The following is a 17338-nucleotide window of genomic DNA, read 5'->3' as shown; positions in this document are numbered from 1 at the left end:
ACCGTTAAACCGCGGCAGCGCCGCCGACGATTTCCGAGATCTCTTGGGTGATCGCAGCCTGACGCGCCTTGTTGTAGACCAGCTGCAAATCGCTGATCAAATCACCGGCGTTGTCGGTAGCGTTCTTCATCGCGATCATCCGCGCAGCTTGTTCAGCCGCGTTGTTCTCGACCACCGCCTGGTAGACCTGCGACTCCACGTAACGGACCATCAAGCCGTCCAGCAGCTCCTTGGCATCCGGTTCGTAGAGATAGTCCCAGTGGTGCTTGAGGTCTTGATCCGGGGTTGCCACCAGTGGAATCAACTGCTCCACGGTAGGCTGTTGCGTCATGGTGTTGATGAACTTGTTGGACACCACGGACAGGCGGTCAATACGGCCGTCCAGGTAGGCATCCAGCATCACCTTGACGCTGCCGATCAGATCATTGATCGACGGCTCTTCACCCAGGTGGCTGATAGCTGCAACGACGTTACCGCCGAAGTTGCGGAAAAAGGCCGCACCCTTGCTACCAACGACACACAGATCGATCTCGACGCCGTTTTCGCGGTTTACCGCCATGTCCTTGACCAGGGCCTTGAACAGGTTGGTGTTCAAGCCACCGCACAGACCACGGTCACTGCTCACTACGACATAACCGACACGCTTGATTTCGCGGTCGATCATGAACGGGTGGCGGTATTCCGGGTTGGCGTTGGCCAGATGCCCAATTACCTGGCGGATACGCTCCGCATAAGGACGGCTAGCAGCCATGCGCATTTGTGCCTTGCGCATTTTGCTGACCGCCACTTTTTCCATGGCGCTGGTAATCTTTTGCGTGCTTTTGATGCTCGCAATCTTACTGCGAATCTCTTTTGCGCCTGCCATGTAACACCTATCAGGTTAGCAAGCGGGAGCCTTGCGGCTCCCGCTGCGGCTTACCAGGTTTGGGTGGCCTTGAACTTCTCGATACCGGCTTTCATGCCAGCGTCGATTTCGTCATTGAAGTCACCTTTCACGTTGATCTTCGCCATCAAATCGGCGTGATCGCGGTTGAAGAAAGCAATCAGCGCTTGCTCGAAGCTGCCGATCTTGGCGATTTCAACGTCAGTCAGGAACCCACGCTCAGCGGCATACAGCGACAGCGCCATGTCAGCGATCGACATTGGTGCGTATTGCTTCTGCTTCATCAGCTCGGTAACGCGCTGACCATGCTCAAGTTGCTTACGGGTCGCTTCGTCCAGGTCAGAAGCGAACTGGGCGAATGCCGCCAGTTCACGGTACTGAGCCAGAGCGGTACGGATACCACCGGACAGCTTCTTGATGATCTTGGTCTGAGCGGCACCACCCACACGGGATACCGAAACACCGGCGTTCACTGCAGGGCGGATGCCCGAGTTGAACATGGCCGATTCCAGGAAGATCTGACCGTCGGTGATGGAAATCACGTTGGTCGGAACGAACGCGGAAACGTCGCCAGCCTGGGTTTCGATGATCGGCAGTGCGGTCAGGGAACCGGTTTTGCCGGTCACTGCGCCGTTGGTGAACTTCTCTACGTATTCTTCCGAAACGCGGGATGCGCGCTCCAGCAGACGGGAGTGGAGATAGAACACGTCGCCTGGGTAAGCTTCACGGCCTGGTGGACGGCGCAGCAGCAGGGAAATCTGGCGGTAAGCCACTGCTTGCTTGGACAGATCGTCATAAACGATCAGCGCGTCTTCACCGCGGTCGCGGAAGAATTCACCCATGGTGCAACCGGAGTACGGTGCCAGGAATTGCAGCGCAGGAGATTCCGAAGCACTGGCAGCCACGATGATCGTGTTGGCCAGGGCGCCGTTTTCTTCCAGCTTGCGAACCACGTTGGCGATGGTCGATTGTTTCTGACCGATCGCTACGTAGACGCAGAAAATGCCGCTGTTCTTCTGGTTGATGATCGCGTCGATCGCCAGAGCGGTTTTACCGATCTGACGGTCACCGATGATCAGCTCACGCTGGCCACGGCCGACAGGGATCATGGCATCGACAGCCTTGTAGCCAGTCTGTACAGGCTGGTCTACCGACTTACGCCAGATCACGCCTGGAGCAACTTTCTCGACCGCGTCGGTCTCGGTGTTGCCCAGTGGACCTTTGCCGTCAACAGGGTTACCCAGTGCGTCGACTACGCGACCCAGCAGTTCCTTACCAACCGGAACTTCCAGGATGCGGCCGGTGCACTTGGCGCTCATGCCTTCAGCCAGAGACTGGTATGCGCCCAATACAACGGCACCTACGGAGTCTTGCTCCAGGTTGAGGGCCATACCGAAGACGCCGCCCGGAAACTCGATCATCTCGCCGTACATTACGTCGGCCAGACCGTGAATCCGCACGATACCGTCAGATACGCTGACGACAGTGCCTTCGTTACGGGCTTGGGAGGTCACATCGAGCTTGTCGATGCGGCCCTTGATAATTTCACTTATTTCGGAAGGATTGAGTTGCTGCATTGCTCTGCTGCCCCTTCAAACTCAAGATTTCAATGCTTCGGCAAGTTTCGCGATTTTGCCGCGAATCGAGCCATCGATAACCAGGTCGCCGGCGCGGATGACGACACCACCAATAAGGGCAGCGTCCTCCGCAACTTGCAGGCGCACTTCCCGGTTGAGTCGTGCACTGAGAACCTTGGCGAGTTTGTCTTGCTGTTCTTGGTTCAATGCAAAAGCACTGGTCACTTCAACGTCTACCGACTTCTCTTGTTCGGCCTTGTACAGGTCAAACAGAGCGGCGATCTCCGGCAACAGCGGGAGACGGTCGTTTTCGGCAACGACGTGGATGAAGTTCTGTGCCTTGGCATCAAACTTGTCGCCGCACACGTCAATGAACGTGGCGGCCTTTTCTGCGCTCGTCAGTCGCGGGGCCTTGAGCACGCGCTGCATGGTGTCGTCTTCCGACACCGCTGCAGCCAGGCCGAGCATGGCTGACCAATTGGCCAGTTGCTGGTGGGCCTGAGCGTGCTCGAAGGCCGCCTTAGCGTAAGGTCGGGCCAACGTGGTCAGTTCTGCCATGATCGCCCTCGCTTAGATTTCAGCAGCCAGTTGGTTAACCAGCTCTGCGTGCGCGTTTTGATCGATTGTGGCACCCAGGATCTTCTCGGCGCCGCCGACTGCCAGCAAGCCCACTTGGGCACGCAGCGCGTCTTTGACACTGTTCAGTTCCTGTTCGATCTCGGCTTGAGCCTGAACCTTCACACGGTCAGCGTCGACACGGGCTTTTTCAACAGCCTCTTCGACAATCTGGTTACCGCGTTTCTTGGCTTGCTCGATGATTTCAGCTGCCTGAGCTTTCGCTTCGCGCAGTTGGTGACCCGCTTTCTCTTGGGCCAACTCCAGGTCGCGAGCTGCACGGCTGGCAGCGTCCAGACCATCAGCGATCTTCTTTTGACGTTCGTGCAGAGCCGCAATGACCGGAGGCCATACGAACTTCATGCAGAACAGTACAAAAATCAGGAACGCAACGGACTGGCCAATCAGGGTCGCATTAATGTTCACGCCAACACCTCGCAGTTACGTTGTCCATCACACCAAATTACCCGGAAGATCCGAGTAATTAGCCAGCGATTTGACCAACGAACGGGTTCGCAAAGGTGAAGAACAGAGCGATACCAACACCGATCATGGTTACGGCGTCGAGCAGACCGGCAACGATGAACATTTTAACTTGCAGCATTGGAACCATTTCTGGCTGACGCGCTGCGCCTTCCAGGAACTTGCCGCCCAGCAGGCCGAAACCAATTGCGGTACCCAGTGCGCCCAGGCCGATCAACAGTGCAACAGCGATAGCGGTTAGACCAACTACAGTTTCCATCTTTCCTCCCGACTTTTACGTCGTATGGTTTAGGTTTTTTAGATTAAAGCGGTAAAACAAATCGTTTCAGATGCCCCGCAAGGAGCACCTTCCCGTTTTACCGGGAAGGACATCAGACTAGTCGAGACTGGCCTTAATGGTTTTCTTCGTGTGCCATCGACAGGTAAACGATGGTCAACATCATGAAGATGAACGCCTGCAGGGTGATGATCAGGATGTGGAACACAGCCCACGCCCACTGCAGAACAACGCCCAGGCCACTAAGCCAGAGCAGACCGCTGCCGAACATCACAGCAATCAGAATGAAGACCAGCTCGCCGGCGTACATGTTGCCGAACAGACGCAGAGCCAGGGAGATCGGCTTGGCGATCAGGGTCACGAATTCCAGCAGGAAGTTCACCGGGATCAGCAGGGCCTGAACGAAGATGTTCTTGCTGCCGAACGGGTGCAGGGTCAGCTCGCCGATGAAGCCGCCGAGGCCCTTGACCTTGATGCTGTAGAAAATGATCAGTGCGAAGACCGAGAACGCCATGCCCAGGGTCGCGTTCGGGTCGGTGGTCGACACGGCGCGGAACGGGATGTGGTGGTCGCCGGTGATCAGGATGGCCAGTTGAGGAATCCAGTCGACCGGTACCAGGTCGACGGCGTTCATCAGGAACACCCAGACGAAGATGGTCAGTGCCAGCGGTGCAATCACCGGGCTACGGCCATGGAAGCTGTCTTTCACGCTGCCATCGACGAATTCGACCAAAACTTCAACGAAGTTCTGCAAAGCACCTGGCTGACCGGAAGTCGCTTTCTTTGCCGCCATGCGGAAAAGAAGAACGAAGATCAGACCCAATGCGACCGACCAGCCGAGAGTATCGACATGGAAAGCCCAGAAGCCCATTTCCTTGGCTTCTGCTGCGGTGTGGGCAAAGCCCCAGCCGCCGGTAGGGAGCTGACCGAAGGTCAGGTTCTGCAAGTGGTGCTGGATATAGCCCGAAGCGGTTGTTTCTGCCATGGTTGCCTCAAACGCCCTAAGGTCTCGAAAGTCTTGTTCTCATCAGCAGGGGAGCGAACCAGCTGACTGACTGAGTCAGCACGAAGGCACCGAATACTGCAATCGGCGCCAGTGGCTTCACACCTGCAAACACCAGTGCAAACAGCACTGCCGTCAAAATCAGTTTGCCTGCCTCGCCGGCATAAAAAGACCGGACGATGGACTGGGCCGCTCGAGCGCCGGAAAACCGAAATGCCCTGTGAGCGAAATAAACATTGGGTAGCAAGGCTATCAGGCCTCCGCAGAGTCCCGAGTACCCGGCAACGACTCCATATCGGTACCAAAGCGCCAAAGCGGCGATCAGCAACACGACAAATTGAGCCATTAACACCGGAAAAACTGCCAGGCGATGGAAGGGCAGGCGGTTTGGCGTGCGGGTTTCCATCACTTTTACTCTCCAATGGTCGGCTGCCGAAATTCAATAACTTGGCATAATTTGTGCCGACAAAATGCGCGCAGAGTATAGGGGCGGTTCTGCCCCTATTCAACTGTCAGGTAGTGATTTCCGACTGCGCGCTACATGAGGAAATGTTTCAGCGGATATGTGCAAGTACGCCTTGAAGCTCATCCAGTGAGTTGTAGCCAATCACCAACTGCCCTTTACCCTTCTTACCGTGGCGGATCTGCACCGCAGAGCCTAGGCGCTCGGCCAGGCGCTGTTCGAGACGGGCGATATCCGGGTCCGGTTTTGCCGGTTCAACAGGCTCCGGTTTCCCACTCAACCACTGGCGAACCAGTGCCTCGGTCTGGCGCACGGTCAGCCCGCGTGCGACAACATGTCGCGCCCCTTCAACCTGTTGAATTTCCGGCAAACCGAGCAATGCACGGGCATGACCCATTTCCAGGTCGCCGTGGGACAACATGGTCTTGATGACTTCCGGCAAGGAAATCAGGCGCAACAGGTTGGCCACGGTCACCCGGGACTTGCCCACAGCCTCGGCTACCTGTTGCTGGGTCAGCTGGAACTCCTGCTGCAAACGCTGCAGGGCCACGGCTTCTTCAATCGGGTTCAGGTCTTCGCGCTGGATGTTCTCGATCAGGGCGATAGCGATCGCGGTTTCATCGGGTACATCGCGAACCATCGCCGGGATCGTTTCCTGCCCGGCTTGCTGGCTGGCGCGCCAGCGGCGTTCGCCGGCAATGATCTCGAAGCGGCCGCTGCCGATCGGGCGAACCACGATGGGCTGCATGACACCCTGGGCCCTGATCGACTGCGCCAACTCTTCGAGCGCCTGCGGATCCATGTCACGACGCGGCTGGTACTTGCCGCGCTGGAGCAGATCCAGGGGAAGGTGCTGCAGCTCACGCTGATCGGCTTGCGCCGCTTGTTCTTCCAGCGAGCTGACAGTCGGACCACTCAACAGAGCATCCAGTCCACGTCCGAGACCTCGTTTCTTGACGGCCATGGGGATTCCTTAAGTTGCCTGAGCAGCGGCGATGCGTGAGTTTTTGCGTTGACGACGAACCATCTCGCCCGCCAATGCGAGGTAGGCAACAGCGCCTCGCGACGCTTTGTCGTACGCCAGCGCCGGCATGCCGTAGCTTGGTGCTTCGGCCAGACGGATGTTGCGCGGAATGACGGTGTCGTAGAGCTGCTCGCCGAAGTGTTCCTTGAGCTGCGCCGAGACATCGTTCATCAGGCTCAGGCGCGGGTCGTACATCGTGCGCAGCAGGCCTTCGACCTTCAGGTTCGGGTTCAACAGTTCAGAGATACGCTTGATGTTATCCACAAGGTCGCTCAAGCCTTCGAGTGCGAAGTACTCGCACTGCATGGGGATAATGACCCCGTCGGCGGCAACCAGTGCGTTCAGGGTCAGCATCGACAGCGACGGCGGGCAGTCGATCAGGATGTAATCGTAGTTTTCCCGGATCGGCGCCAGCGCGCTGCGCAGACGGCTTTCCTTCATCTGCATTTCCAGCAGAACCACTTCGGCCGCGGTGAGGTCGCGGTTGGCCGGCAACAGCTGGTAACCACCGTGTTCGGAGTAGTGCATGGCCTGGGCCAGGTCACATTCACCGATCAGCAGGTCGTAGACCGAGTTTTCCAGGCCATGTTTATCCACACCGCTACCCATGGTGGCGTTGCCCTGTGGATCGAGATCGATCAACAGCACCCGGCGCTTGGTCGCGACCAGGGATGCTGCGAGGTTGATGCAGGTGGTGGTTTTGCCCACGCCACCCTTTTGGTTCGCAATCGCGAATACCTTAGCCATTCTTGCTTGTGTTCCCAATCATGCCGTGCGGCGCAGTATCAGCAGATGGCGTTGGCCTTGGCAACCAGGTACGGCCAGGGCGTGTTCGCTATCGAGGTGGAAGTCTGCCGGCAATGCTACCAGCTCATCGGCCGGATGAACGCCCTTCATTGCCAGCCAGCGTGTTTCGCTATCGCCAAGGTGGCGAGTCCAGTTACTGAAGTTTTCCATGCTGCTGAACGCCCGGGAAATGATCCCGTTGAATGGCTGTGCAGGCTGGAATGCTTCGACGCGACTGTGGATAACTTGCAGGTTATCCAGTTTGAGTTCGAGTTTGACCTGGGTCAGGAAGCGGGTTTTCTTGCCGTTGCTGTCCAGGCAGGTCACCTGGGACTCGGGAAACAGGATCGCCAGCGGAATGCCAGGCATGCCGCCGCCGCTGCCGACGTCGAGCCAGCGACCGTTTTCGATGAACGACATCACGCTCAGGCTATCGAGCAAGTGACGGGAAACCATTTCGTCCGGATCACGCACGGCGGTGAGGTTGTAAGCCTTGTTCCATTTGATCAACAGGGCCAGGTAACCCAGCAACTGTGCGTGCTGGGTTTCTGTCAGCGTGACACCGAGTTGGCGAGCACCTGTGGATAACTCTTCTGCGTGTTGCGAAGTGACCAACGAACTCAAGCGCTTTGCTCCAACTGACGGCCCGCGCCGCGTTTTTTCAAATGAATCATCAACAGCGAAATGGCTGCCGGCGTAACGCCCGGGATACGCGAGGCCTGACCCAGGGTTTCTGGACGGGTCGCGCCGAGCTTGCTCTGGATCTCCTTGGAGAGACCGGAAATGTTCGTGTAATCGATATCCACAGGCAGTCTGGTGTCTTCGCTGGCACGCAAGCGGGCGATTTCATCCTGTTGACGATCGATGTAGCCGGCGTACTTGGTCTTGATTTCGACCTGCTCGGCAACCTGTGGATCTTCTGCGCCCCCACCGGTCACGGCAATCAGACCAGCGTAGTCGATTTCCGGACGGCTCAAGAGATTGAGCAGGTTGTATTCGTGAGTCAGTGGCGTGCCGAATTTTTCGGCAATGGCATCGCCCTGTTCGGTGCCCGGGCGTACCCAGGTGCTTTTCAGGCGCTGCTCTTCCAGTTCGATGCTTTCGCGTTTTTTGCAGAAAGCCGCCCAGCGCACGTCATCCACCAGGCCCAGTTCGCGACCTTTTTCGGTCAAGCGCAGGTCGGCGTTGTCTTCGCGCAGGATCAGACGATATTCGGCGCGGGACGTGAACATCCGGTACGGCTCTTGGGTACCAAGGGTGATCAGGTCGTCGACCAACACACCGATATAGGCCTCGTCGCGACGCGGGCACCAGGCCTCTTTGCCTTGTGCACGCAGTGCAGCGTTGGTTCCGGCGAGCAAACCCTGGGCACCGGCTTCTTCGTAACCGGTTGTACCGTTGATTTGCCCGGCGAAGAACAGACCGCCGATGACTTTGGTTTCCAGGCTGTATTTCAAATCCCGTGGATCGAAGTAGTCGTACTCGATCGCGTAACCAGGACGCACGATGTGCGCGTTTTCCATGCCGCGGATCGATTGCACGATCTGCAATTGCACGTCGAACGGCAAGCTTGTGGATATCCCGTTCGGATACAGCTCATGGGTGGTCAAACCTTCCGGTTCGATGAACACCTGATGGCTTTCCTTGTCGGCGAAGCGATGGATCTTGTCTTCGATCGACGGGCAATAACGCGGGCCGATGCCTTCGATCTCGCCGGCAGCGGAATACATCGGCGAACGGTCGAGGTTCGCGGCAATGATTTCGTGGGTACGGGCATTTGTGTGGGTAATCCAGCAACTGACCTGTCGTGGATGCTGTTCCTTGTTGCCCATGAACGACATCACAGGGATCGGCGTATCACCCGGTTGTTCGGACATCACCGAGAAATCCACGGACCGGCCGTCGATACGCGGTGGAGTACCGGTTTTCAAACGACCCACACGCAATGGCAGTTCACGCAGACGGTGAGCCAGCGCGATCGATGGCGGATCACCGGCGCGACCGCCGGAAAAATTCTGCAAACCGATGTGGATAAGTCCACCGAGGAACGTGCCGGTGGTCAGCACCACGGAATCGGCGAGGAAACGCAGACCCATTTGCGTGACAACACCACGAACTTGTTCCTGCTCAACGATCAGGTCGTCAGCGGCCTGTTGAAATATCCACAGGTTCGGCTGGTTTTCCAGGATTTCGCGGACAGCTGCCTTGTACAGAACCCGGTCTGCCTGTGCGCGGGTTGCGCGCACGGCCGGGCCTTTGCGGCTGTTCAACACGCGAAACTGGATGCCGCCTTTATCGGTGGCCATGGCCATCGCGCCGCCGAGGGCGTCGATTTCCTTGACCAGGTGGCTTTTGCCGATCCCGCCAATGGCCGGATTGCAACTCATGGCACCGAGGGTTTCCACGTTATGCGTCAGCAACAGGGTTTTAACCCCCATACGTGCTGAGGCCAGTGCTGCCTCGGTACCGGCATGACCGCCGCCGATGACGATCACTTCAAAACGGGAAGGGAAATCCACCACGCACCTCGTGCCTGCTTAAGTAGGTAATTCAGGAATAGTTTGAGCTCAGGTTTTTGGACCTGGTCGACAAGTATAGGGACTTCGCCCTTCCTAAAGAACCCTTTGCACAAAATTTAACCAGCTGTGGAAAAGTCGGAGTTATAGAAATTAAAAAGAAAGAAATTTATTAAATCTTTGTTTTTATGTTTATTTCTATGCACCCACATTTCTGTGGATAGATTGATGCAGGCCTTTGTTTTCAATATGTACAGAGATTCAAAACCCTGTGTTCATGTACCAATGAGGCCCTTGGATAACCGGTGTAAGCCTGTGGATGAAAGGGGTGGTTATCCACAGAGGCGGTTATGTTCAGTTTTCGAGCCCTGTTATCAACTGACCTTAGCGTCGGTTATTCACAGGGCTTAATCCACAGAAAAGCTCCGTTTGCTCGAATTTCAGGTACAGGAATTACGCTCAAGCAGACGAAGCCCGCTCGGCACTGGAGGTTATTTTCAGAAAAGGAGAAAGCAGACAGGCACGAATGGCCTGTCTGTGAATAACAGGAGGGCTACTTACCGATACAGAAGCTGGAGAAAATTCGCCCCAGCAGATCGTCAGAGCTGAAGGCACCAGTGATTTCACCCAACGACTGCTGAGCCTGGCGCAAATCCTCGGCCAATAACTCGCCAGCACCGGCCAGGGTCAATTGCGCGCGGCCATGCTCGAGGGCAGCACTGGCATGACGTAGCGCCTCAAGGTGTCGCCGGCGAGCGCTGAAGCTGCTTTCAGACGTTTGTTCATAGCCCATGCAGGCCTTGAGGTGATCACGCAGCAACTCCAGTCCGATACCACCCGATTTGGCGCTCAGGCTGATGGTGACATGACCGTCCTGGCTGACCTCCAGGGCAATGGCTTCGCCTGTAAGGTCAGCCTTGTTGCGGATCAGGGTGACTTTCGCGGGATCGGGACGGATTTCGAGAAACTCCGGCCACAGCGCGAACGGATCGAGGGCTTCGGGCGCTGTGGCATCGACCACCAGCAATACCCGATCCGCTTCGCCGATGGCCTTCAAGGCACGCTCGACGCCGATTTTTTCCACATGATCATCGGTATCGCGCAGACCGGCGGTATCCACGACGTGCAGCGGCATGCCATCGATATGGATATGTTCGCGAAGCACGTCACGGGTGGTACCGGCAATTTCCGTTACGATCGCTGCTTCACGCCCGGCCAGGGCATTGAGCAGGCTGGATTTGCCGGCATTCGGACGACCGGCAATGACCACGGTCATGCCGTCACGCAGCAAGGCACCCTGCCCGGCTTCGCGGATTACAGTGGATAACTCGTCGCGCACCTTGTCGAGCATGCTCAGGACGTGACCATCGGCGAGGAAGTCGATTTCCTCTTCCGGAAAATCGATGGCCGCTTCGACATAGATGCGCAGGCCGATCAATTGCTCGGTGAGGTTATGCACACGCGACGAGAAGGCACCCTGCAGGGAGCGCAACGCATTTCGCGCAGCCTGGGCGGAACTGGCTTCAATCAGGTCGGCAATGGCTTCGGCCTGGGCGAGGTCCAGTTTGTCGTTGAGGAAGGCGCGCTCACTGAATTCCCCCGGCCGGGCGAGACGGCAACCCAGTTCCAGACAGCGTTTGAGCAGCATATCCAGAACAATCGGGCCGCCATGGCCTTGCAGCTCCAGGACATCTTCGCCAGTGAACGAGTTCGGGCCGGGGAAATACAAGGCAATGCCCTGGTCCAGCACCTCGTCGTTTTCACTGAAAAACGGACCGTAGTGAGCAAATCGCGGCTTGAGCTCGCGACCACTGAAGGCCTTGGCCGCAACGCTGGCCAACGGCCCGGAAATACGCACGATGCCTACACCGCCGCGACCTTGAGCGGTGGCGACGGCTGCGATGGTTTCACGAGGAACGCTCATAAACCGGTATCCAGACAAAAGTGACAGATAGCAAAACGCCCCACTAGGGGGCGTTTTGAGTGGTTATCCACAGTGTAAATCAGGCAGCTGCTTTAGCGGCTGCTTCGATCTTACGTGTGATGTACCACTGTTGGGCGATCGACAGGCAGTTGTTCACTACCCAGTACAGCACCAGACCAGCCGGGAACCACAGGAAGAAGAAGGTGAAGATGATTGGCATCAGCTTCATCACCTTGGCCTGCATCGGATCCGGAGGAGTCGGGTTCAGCTGCTGCTGGATGAACATGGTTGCACCCATGATGATCGGCAGAATGAAGAACGGATCCTTGATCGACAGGTCAGTAATCCACAGCATGAACGGCGCCTGACGCATCTCGACGCTTTCCAGCAGAACCCAGTACAGCGAGAGGAAAACCGGCATCTGCACGAGGATTGGCAAGCAACCACCCAGCGGATTGATCTTCTCTTTCTTGTACAGCTCCATCATGGCTTGCGACATTTTCTGCCGGTCATCGCCATGTTGCTCTTTCAGCGCGGCCAGTTTCGGTGCCACTGCACGCATGCGCGCCATGGATTTGTAGCTGGCAGCCGACAGCGGGAAGAAGATCCCTTTGATCAGCATGGTCAGGAAGATGATCGACCAGCCCCAGTTACCCACAATGGCGTGGATATGTTGCAGCAACCAGAAGATCGGTTGGGCGATGAACCACAGAATGCCGTAGTCGACCGTCAGTTCCAGACCTGGGGACAACTCTTTCAGCACGGCCTGGCTTTTCGGACCAGCGTACAGAACGGCGCTGGTTTCAGCCTTGGCACCCGGTGCAACACTCATCGATGGACCGGTGTAGCCGATGATGTAGTTGCCTTTGCTGTCTTTACGGGTCTGGACGACGTTGTTTTCGCCCTTGGCCGGAATCCATGCGGTCACGAAGTAGTGCTGCAACCAGGCAACCCAACCGCCAGTGACGGTTTCTTTCAGCGGCGCCTTGTCCATGTCCTTCATGGACACTTTCTTGTACGGCTCGGAACTTGTCCACAGGGCGGCCCCCAGGTAAGTCGCGGTACCAGTAGCCGTGGTCGACGAAGGATCGGCGCTGGCGTCGCGCTTCAACTGGGCGAACATCGCACCGGTCCAGGGCTGGGCGCTCTGGTTGTCGATCAGGTAGGAAACGGTTACGTCATACAGGCCGCGTTTCAGGGTGAAACGCTTGATGTAGTTGACGCCGTCCTTGCTGAACTTCAGGTCAACGACCAATTGGTCCTGACCGTCGGCCAGCTGATAAACCTTCTTCTCCGAGGAATAAACCGGACGACCGGCCGGATTTGCATCCGGACCGTTGGTGCCGATCAGACCGCTTTGCGCCAGATAAGTACGTTCGCCGCCGTTATCGAACAGCTGGAACGGAATTTCCGGGTGATCCTGACGACGCGGATACAGTGGCAGGGTCAGCTGGGCAACATCGCCACCTTGTGGGTCGACAGCCAGGTCCAGTACATCCGTTTTGATCTGGATGAGGTCCTTGCTCACAGCCACCGGCGTTTCGGCAGGTGCGCTGGTGTCGCTTGCAGCACGTGGAATGTCGTCACTGGCGGAAGCGTTGGAGCCAGATGCCGTATCCGGCAGGCCCGATGCAGTCGTATTGGTGGCAACATTCTGAGTCGGCAGGGCAGCCTGGCCATAGTCCTGGTTCCATTTAAGAACCATAACGTAGGACACGATTGCCAGGGCGACGATCAGGATCGTGCGTTTGATATCCATGATTACTCGGCCATCGAAGAAGAACGGGAGGTAGGGATAGGTGGAACCGGGTCATAACCACCGGAATTCCACGGATGACAGCGACCTAAACGACGAAAGGTCAGCCAGCCACCGCGAAGAAGGCCATGATTTTCGATGGCTTCTAACGCGTAGCAAGAACAGCTGGGGTAGAAACGACAGTGATCGGCCATCAGGGGACTAATGGCATAGCGATAAAACTGGATCGGAACGAGTGCCAGTTTACGCATCCGGACTGTCTACCCCTACAGGTTCGGTTTTAACTGCTGGTACCGGCGAACTGCGAGCCAGTCGTTTCCAGAGTTTGCCGAGATGCTGAATCAATTCGGGGTTTTCTACGTCACCCAAACCTTTTCGCGCGACGATAACAATGTCCCAACCGACCAGAGAATCCTGGTTCAGGCGAAACGATTCGCGCATCAGACGTTTGAGGCGATTGCGCTCGACGGAGAGCTTTACGCTCTTTTTCCCGATAACCAACCCGAGACGGGGGTGATCAAGATCGTTGTTGCGCGCAAGGAGCAGGAGATTTTTCCCCGGAACCTTGCCGGTAGGGGAGTCAAAGACTGCCTTGAAATGCCGGGGGGTAAGCAGACGCTTTTCCCGACTGAAGTCCTGACTCACCTCCAGTGCCGGATTATCAAACTGCCAGACGCGCACGACCTTTGGCGCGACGACGCGACAGGACGGCACGACCGTTCTTGGTAGCCATGCGAGCACGGAAACCGTGGGTACGAGCGCGTTTGATAGTGCTTGGTTGGAAAGTACGTTTCATTGTCGTGTTACCTGGTTCGTCCACAACGGGCCGGAATGGCCCCCGTTTTAAGAGACCGGGGATTCTAGAGAAAGCAAGCCTTCAGGTCAATTTCCAACCAACGTTTCCTTATAAATAGATCTCCGGAGGTTTTTCTGTGTTCGCACCTTGCGTAGATATAAAAATAAGAAAGGAAAGTATTTAAAGCTTTTCTGTAAAGCTTATAAAAGCTAGGTGCGCATTCATCTGTGGATAAGTCGATTCAGGCCTTGTTTTACCAGCTGTACAGAGAATGACAACTACGGTGGAAAACAGTGTTCAGCCTGTGCTGCGCTGTCGGATAACCTGTGTGTGAAAGGTGGCTTTATCCACAGGCCGGTTATCCACCGAGTTTCGCCCCCACTTGTACAATGACCTTAACCCCGGTTATCCACAGAGCTTATGCACAGACCACTGGTCGCCTTTTTTGCGTATAAAACGGAGATTCTTCTTGGGCGATGAACCACCTTCGTGTGGATAAGTCGGCGTCTGGTCGCTACAATGGCCGCTTGTTTTTGCCTCACCGGCTTTCAACTTAGGGGATATCCGTGTCAGTGGAACTTTGGCAGCAGTGCGTGGAGCTTCTGCGCGATGAGCTGCCTGCCCAACAATTCAACACTTGGATCCGTCCACTACAGGTCGAAGCCGAAGGCGACGAGTTGCGTGTCTATGCGCCCAATCGTTTTGTTCTGGACTGGGTCAACGAAAAATACCTGGGGCGTGTTCTCGAATTGCTCGATGAACACGGCAATGGCATGGCACCTGCGCTTTCCCTGTTAATAGGCAGCAAACGCAGTTCGGCACCTCGTGCCGCGCCCAATGCTCCCCTGGCTGCCGCGGCTTCCCAGGCCCAGGCTGCTCAAGCGCCAGCCAGTCCGCCGACGGCACCTGCCGCCGCGTCGACCAAGCGTGCGACGCAAAAAGTGTCTGAGGTCATTGAGGAAGAACCTTCCCGTGACAGCTTCGACCCGATGGCCGGCGCCAGTTCGCAACAGGCTCCGGTTCGCGCCGAACAACGTACCGTGCAGGTCGAAGGTGCGCTCAAGCACACCAGTTACCTGAACCGCACCTTTACCTTCGAGAATTTCGTTGAAGGTAAATCCAACCAGCTGGCGCGCGCCGCCGCCTGGCAGGTGGCAGATAACCCCAAGCACGGTTACAACCCGCTCTTCCTTTATGGTGGCGTTGGCTTGGGTAAAACCCACTTGATGCACGCTGTGGGTAACCATCTATTAAAGAAGAACCCGAATGCCAAGGTGGTGTACCTGCATTCCGAGCGTTTCGTGGCAGACATGGTCAAGGCCCTGCAGCTGAATGCGATCAACGAGTTCAAACGCTTCTACCGTTCGGTGGACGCGTTGCTGATCGATGACATTCAGTTCTTCGCCCGCAAGGAGCGTTCCCAGGAAGAGTTTTTCCACACCTTCAACGCCCTGCTCGAAGGTGGCCAGCAGGTTATTCTCACCAGTGACCGCTACCCGAAAGAAATCGAAGGCCTTGAAGAACGCCTGAAATCCCGCTTTGGCTGGGGCCTGACCGTAGCGGTCGAGCCGCCGGAGCTGGAAACCCGCGTGGCTATCCTGATGAAGAAGGCCGATCAGGCCAAAGTCGAGCTGCCTCACGATGCCGCGTTCTTCATTGCCCAGCGCATTCGCTCCAACGTCCGTGAGCTGGAAGGCGCGCTCAAGCGCGTGATTGCCCACTCGCACTTCATGGGCCGCGATATCACCATTGAGCTGATTCGCGAATCCCTGAAGGACTTGTTGGCGTTGCAGGATAAACTGGTCTCTGTGGATAACATTCAGCGCACTGTCGCCGAGTACTACAAGATCAAGATCTCTGACTTGCTGTCCAAACGCCGTTCGCGTTCGGTCGCTCGTCCGCGTCAGGTCGCCATGGCATTGTCCAAGGAACTGACCAACCACAGCCTGCCGGAAATCGGTGATGTGTTTGGCGGTCGCGACCATACAACGGTCTTGCACGCGTGCCGCAAGATCAACGAACTTAAGGAATCCGACGCGGACATCCGCGAGGACTACAAGAACCTGCTGCGTACGCTGACCACTTGATGAACACCAGCGCAGCTTATTAAGGCAAGGGACTAGACCATGCATTTCACCATTCAACGCGAAGCCCTGTTGAAACCCCTGCAACTGGTCGCAGGCGTCGTCGAACGCCGACAGACCTTGCCGGTACTTTCCAACGTGCTGCTGGTTGTCGAAGGCCAGCAATTGTCGCTGACCGGTACCGACCTGGAAGTCGAGCTGGTTGGTCGTGTTCAACTCGAAGAGCCGGCGGATCCGGGTTCCATCACCGTGCCTGCGCGCAAGCTGATGGACATCTGCAAAAGCCTGCCGAACGATGCGCTGATCGACATCAAGGTCGACGAGCAGAAGCTTGTGGTCAAGGCTGGCCGTAGCCGCTTCACTCTGTCGACACTGCCGGCCAACGACTTCCCTACCGTGGAAGAAGGCCCGGGTTCGCTGACCTGCAGCCTGGAGCAAAGCAAGCTGCGTCGTCTGATCGAACGCACCAGCTTCGCCATGGCCCAGCAGGACGTGCGTTATTACCTCAACGGCATGCTGCTGGAAGTTTCCGCCGGTGTGATCCGCGCCGTGGCCACCGACGGTCACCGTCTGGCCATGTGCTCAATGCAGGCCGATATCGGTCAGCCGGATCGTCACCAGGTCATCGTGCCGCGTAAGGGTATCCTCGAGCTGGCACGCCTGCTCACCGAGCCGGACGGCAATGTCAGCATCGTGCTGGGTCAGCATCACATCCGCGCCACCACCGGTGAGTTCACCTTCACTTCGAAACTGGTCGACGGTAAATTCCCGGACTATGAGCGTGTTCTGCCTAAGGGCGGCGACAAGCTGGTACTTGGCGATCGCCAGGCTCTGCGCGAAGCGTTCAGCCGTACCGCCATTCTGTCCAACGAGAAGTACCGTGGTATCCGTCTGCAACTGGCGAGCGGTCAGCTGAAGATCCAGGCGAACAACCCGGAGCAGGAAGAGGCGGAAGAAGAAGTGGGCGTTGAATACAACGGCGGCTCTCTGGAAATCGGCTTCAACGTGAGCTACCTGCTCGACGTACTGGGCGTGATGACCACTGAGCAGGTTCGTCTGATCCTGTCCGACTCCAACAGCAGTGCGCTGGTGCAGGAATCGGATAACGACGACTCGGCCTACGTTGTCATGCCGATGCGTCTGTAATAGCT

The 17338-nt window shown here is 56.9% G+C and carries 18 protein-coding genes; 2 read left to right on the top strand and 16 right to left on the bottom strand.

The features are described from left to right. Positions 1-4 precede the first annotated feature (4 nt). The 16 genes from atpG to rpmH form a co-directional block, all read right to left on the bottom strand. On the bottom strand, positions 5-865 hold the full coding sequence (atpG, locus tag ACM6J5_RS26575; RefSeq protein WP_008045673.1) for a F0F1 ATP synthase subunit gamma: 861 nt from the start codon (positions 863-865) through the stop codon (positions 5-7). Positions 866-915: 50 nt separating this feature from the next. Next, a complete protein-coding gene (gene atpA, locus ACM6J5_RS26570; protein ID WP_030132553.1) occupies positions 916-2460 on the bottom strand; it encodes a F0F1 ATP synthase subunit alpha in 1545 nt (514 codons plus the stop codon). 21 nt (positions 2461-2481) lie between these two features. Then, positions 2482-3018: a F0F1 ATP synthase subunit delta gene (locus tag ACM6J5_RS26565; protein WP_008045680.1), complete on the bottom strand. Its 537-nt coding sequence runs from the start codon at positions 3016-3018 to the stop codon at positions 2482-2484. 12 nt (positions 3019-3030) lie between these two features. Beyond that, positions 3031-3501 carry a F0F1 ATP synthase subunit B gene (locus ACM6J5_RS26560; protein WP_008045681.1) on the bottom strand — a complete coding sequence of 157 codons (471 nt, stop codon included), beginning with the start codon at positions 3499-3501 and terminating at the stop codon, positions 3031-3033. A 58-nt stretch (positions 3502-3559) separates the two neighbouring features. Beyond that, positions 3560-3817, bottom strand: a complete 258-nt coding sequence (gene atpE, locus ACM6J5_RS26555; protein ID WP_003097235.1) for a F0F1 ATP synthase subunit C — start codon at positions 3815-3817, stop codon at positions 3560-3562. 133 nt (positions 3818-3950) lie between these two features. Next, a complete protein-coding gene (atpB, locus tag ACM6J5_RS26550) occupies positions 3951-4820 on the bottom strand; it encodes a F0F1 ATP synthase subunit A (protein WP_095943038.1) in 870 nt (289 codons plus the stop codon). 16 nt (positions 4821-4836) lie between these two features. Continuing rightward, a complete protein-coding gene (locus ACM6J5_RS26545; protein WP_008045685.1) occupies positions 4837-5244 on the bottom strand; it encodes a F0F1 ATP synthase subunit I in 408 nt (135 codons plus the stop codon). 148 nt (positions 5245-5392) lie between these two features. Beyond that, on the bottom strand, positions 5393-6265 hold the full coding sequence (locus ACM6J5_RS26540) for a ParB/RepB/Spo0J family partition protein (protein ID WP_414929635.1): 873 nt from the start codon (positions 6263-6265) through the stop codon (positions 5393-5395). Between the two features lie 9 nt (positions 6266-6274). Continuing rightward, positions 6275-7072 carry a ParA family protein gene (locus ACM6J5_RS26535; RefSeq protein ID WP_095943037.1) on the bottom strand — a complete coding sequence of 266 codons (798 nt, stop codon included), beginning with the start codon at positions 7070-7072 and terminating at the stop codon, positions 6275-6277. Between the two features lie 18 nt (positions 7073-7090). After that, on the bottom strand, positions 7091-7735 hold the full coding sequence (gene rsmG / locus ACM6J5_RS26530; RefSeq protein WP_007969895.1) for a 16S rRNA (guanine(527)-N(7))-methyltransferase RsmG: 645 nt from the start codon (positions 7733-7735) through the stop codon (positions 7091-7093). Next, entirely contained in the window at positions 7732-9630 is a 1899-nt protein-coding gene (gene mnmG / locus ACM6J5_RS26525) for a tRNA uridine-5-carboxymethylaminomethyl(34) synthesis enzyme MnmG (protein ID WP_095943036.1), read from the bottom strand. The genes rsmG and mnmG overlap by 4 nt, the downstream gene beginning before the upstream one ends. Before the next feature lie 550 nt (positions 9631-10180). Further along, positions 10181-11551, bottom strand: a complete 1371-nt coding sequence (gene mnmE, locus ACM6J5_RS26520) for a tRNA uridine-5-carboxymethylaminomethyl(34) synthesis GTPase MnmE (protein ID WP_095943035.1) — start codon at positions 11549-11551, stop codon at positions 10181-10183. 79 nt (positions 11552-11630) lie between these two features. After that, positions 11631-13310, bottom strand: a complete 1680-nt coding sequence (gene yidC / locus ACM6J5_RS26515; protein WP_095943034.1) for a membrane protein insertase YidC — start codon at positions 13308-13310, stop codon at positions 11631-11633. Positions 13311-13312: 2 nt separating this feature from the next. Continuing rightward, a complete protein-coding gene (yidD, locus tag ACM6J5_RS26510) occupies positions 13313-13558 on the bottom strand; it encodes a membrane protein insertion efficiency factor YidD (RefSeq protein ID WP_095943033.1) in 246 nt (81 codons plus the stop codon). Then, positions 13551-13952, bottom strand: coding sequence for a ribonuclease P protein component (gene rnpA, locus ACM6J5_RS26505; protein ID WP_218194549.1), 402 nt, complete (start codon positions 13950-13952; stop codon positions 13551-13553). Before rnpA ends, yidD begins: the two co-directional genes overlap by 8 nt. Positions 13953-13968: 16 nt before the next feature. After that, the gene (rpmH, locus tag ACM6J5_RS26500; protein WP_003213577.1) at positions 13969-14103 is read right to left on the bottom strand and encodes a 50S ribosomal protein L34; all 135 of its coding nucleotides are present in this window, start codon (positions 14101-14103) and stop codon (positions 13969-13971) included. A 566-nt stretch (positions 14104-14669) separates the two neighbouring features. On the opposite strand from rpmH, the gene dnaA reads away from it, so the two are divergent. Both dnaA and dnaN read left to right on the top strand, forming a co-directional pair. Next, positions 14670-16190, top strand: a complete 1521-nt coding sequence (dnaA, locus tag ACM6J5_RS26495; RefSeq protein WP_095943031.1) for a chromosomal replication initiator protein DnaA — start codon at positions 14670-14672, stop codon at positions 16188-16190. 39 nt (positions 16191-16229) lie between these two features. Then, positions 16230-17333: a DNA polymerase III subunit beta gene (gene dnaN, locus ACM6J5_RS26490; RefSeq protein ID WP_007969885.1), complete on the top strand. Its 1104-nt coding sequence runs from the start codon at positions 16230-16232 to the stop codon at positions 17331-17333. The last annotated feature ends 5 nt before the right edge of the window (positions 17334-17338 follow it).

It is taken from the genome of Pseudomonas sp. IT-P74 (assembly GCF_949768175.1).
Lineage (GTDB): Bacteria > Pseudomonadota > Gammaproteobacteria > Pseudomonadales > Pseudomonadaceae > Aquipseudomonas.
Note: the sequence above shows the minus strand (reverse complement) of the source record. Positions and strands in the feature narration are given on the sequence as shown.

Excerpts from the sequence above, each read along its gene's own strand:
- atpG (WP_008045673.1), bottom strand. The coding sequence starts at position 865 with ATGGCAGGCGCAAAAGAGATTCGCAGTAAGATTGCGAGCATCAAAAGC.
- atpA (WP_030132553.1), bottom strand. The coding sequence starts at position 2,460 with ATGCAGCAACTCAATCCTTCCGAAATAAGTGAAATTATCAAGGGCCGC.
- ACM6J5_RS26565 (WP_008045680.1), bottom strand. The coding sequence starts at position 3,018 with ATGGCAGAACTGACCACGTTGGCCCGACCTTACGCTAAGGCGGCCTTC.
- atpE (WP_003097235.1), bottom strand. The coding sequence starts at position 3,817 with ATGGAAACTGTAGTTGGTCTAACCGCTATCGCTGTTGCACTGTTGATC.
- atpB (WP_095943038.1), bottom strand. The coding sequence starts at position 4,820 with ATGGCAGAAACAACCGCTTCGGGCTATATCCAGCACCACTTGCAGAAC.
- ACM6J5_RS26545 (WP_008045685.1), bottom strand. The coding sequence starts at position 5,244 with ATGGAAACCCGCACGCCAAACCGCCTGCCCTTCCATCGCCTGGCAGTT.
- ACM6J5_RS26540 (WP_414929635.1), bottom strand. The coding sequence starts at position 6,265 with ATGGCCGTCAAGAAACGAGGTCTCGGACGTGGACTGGATGCTCTGTTG.
- ACM6J5_RS26535 (WP_095943037.1), bottom strand. The coding sequence starts at position 7,072 with ATGGCTAAGGTATTCGCGATTGCGAACCAAAAGGGTGGCGTGGGCAAA.
- mnmE (WP_095943035.1), bottom strand. The coding sequence starts at position 11,551 with ATGAGCGTTCCTCGTGAAACCATCGCAGCCGTCGCCACCGCTCAAGGT.
- yidC (WP_095943034.1), bottom strand. The coding sequence starts at position 13,310 with ATGGATATCAAACGCACGATCCTGATCGTCGCCCTGGCAATCGTGTCC.
- yidD (WP_095943033.1), bottom strand. The coding sequence starts at position 13,558 with ATGCGTAAACTGGCACTCGTTCCGATCCAGTTTTATCGCTATGCCATT.
- rpmH (WP_003213577.1), bottom strand. The coding sequence starts at position 14,103 with ATGAAACGTACTTTCCAACCAAGCACTATCAAACGCGCTCGTACCCAC.
- dnaN (WP_007969885.1), top strand. The coding sequence starts at position 16,230 with ATGCATTTCACCATTCAACGCGAAGCCCTGTTGAAACCCCTGCAACTG.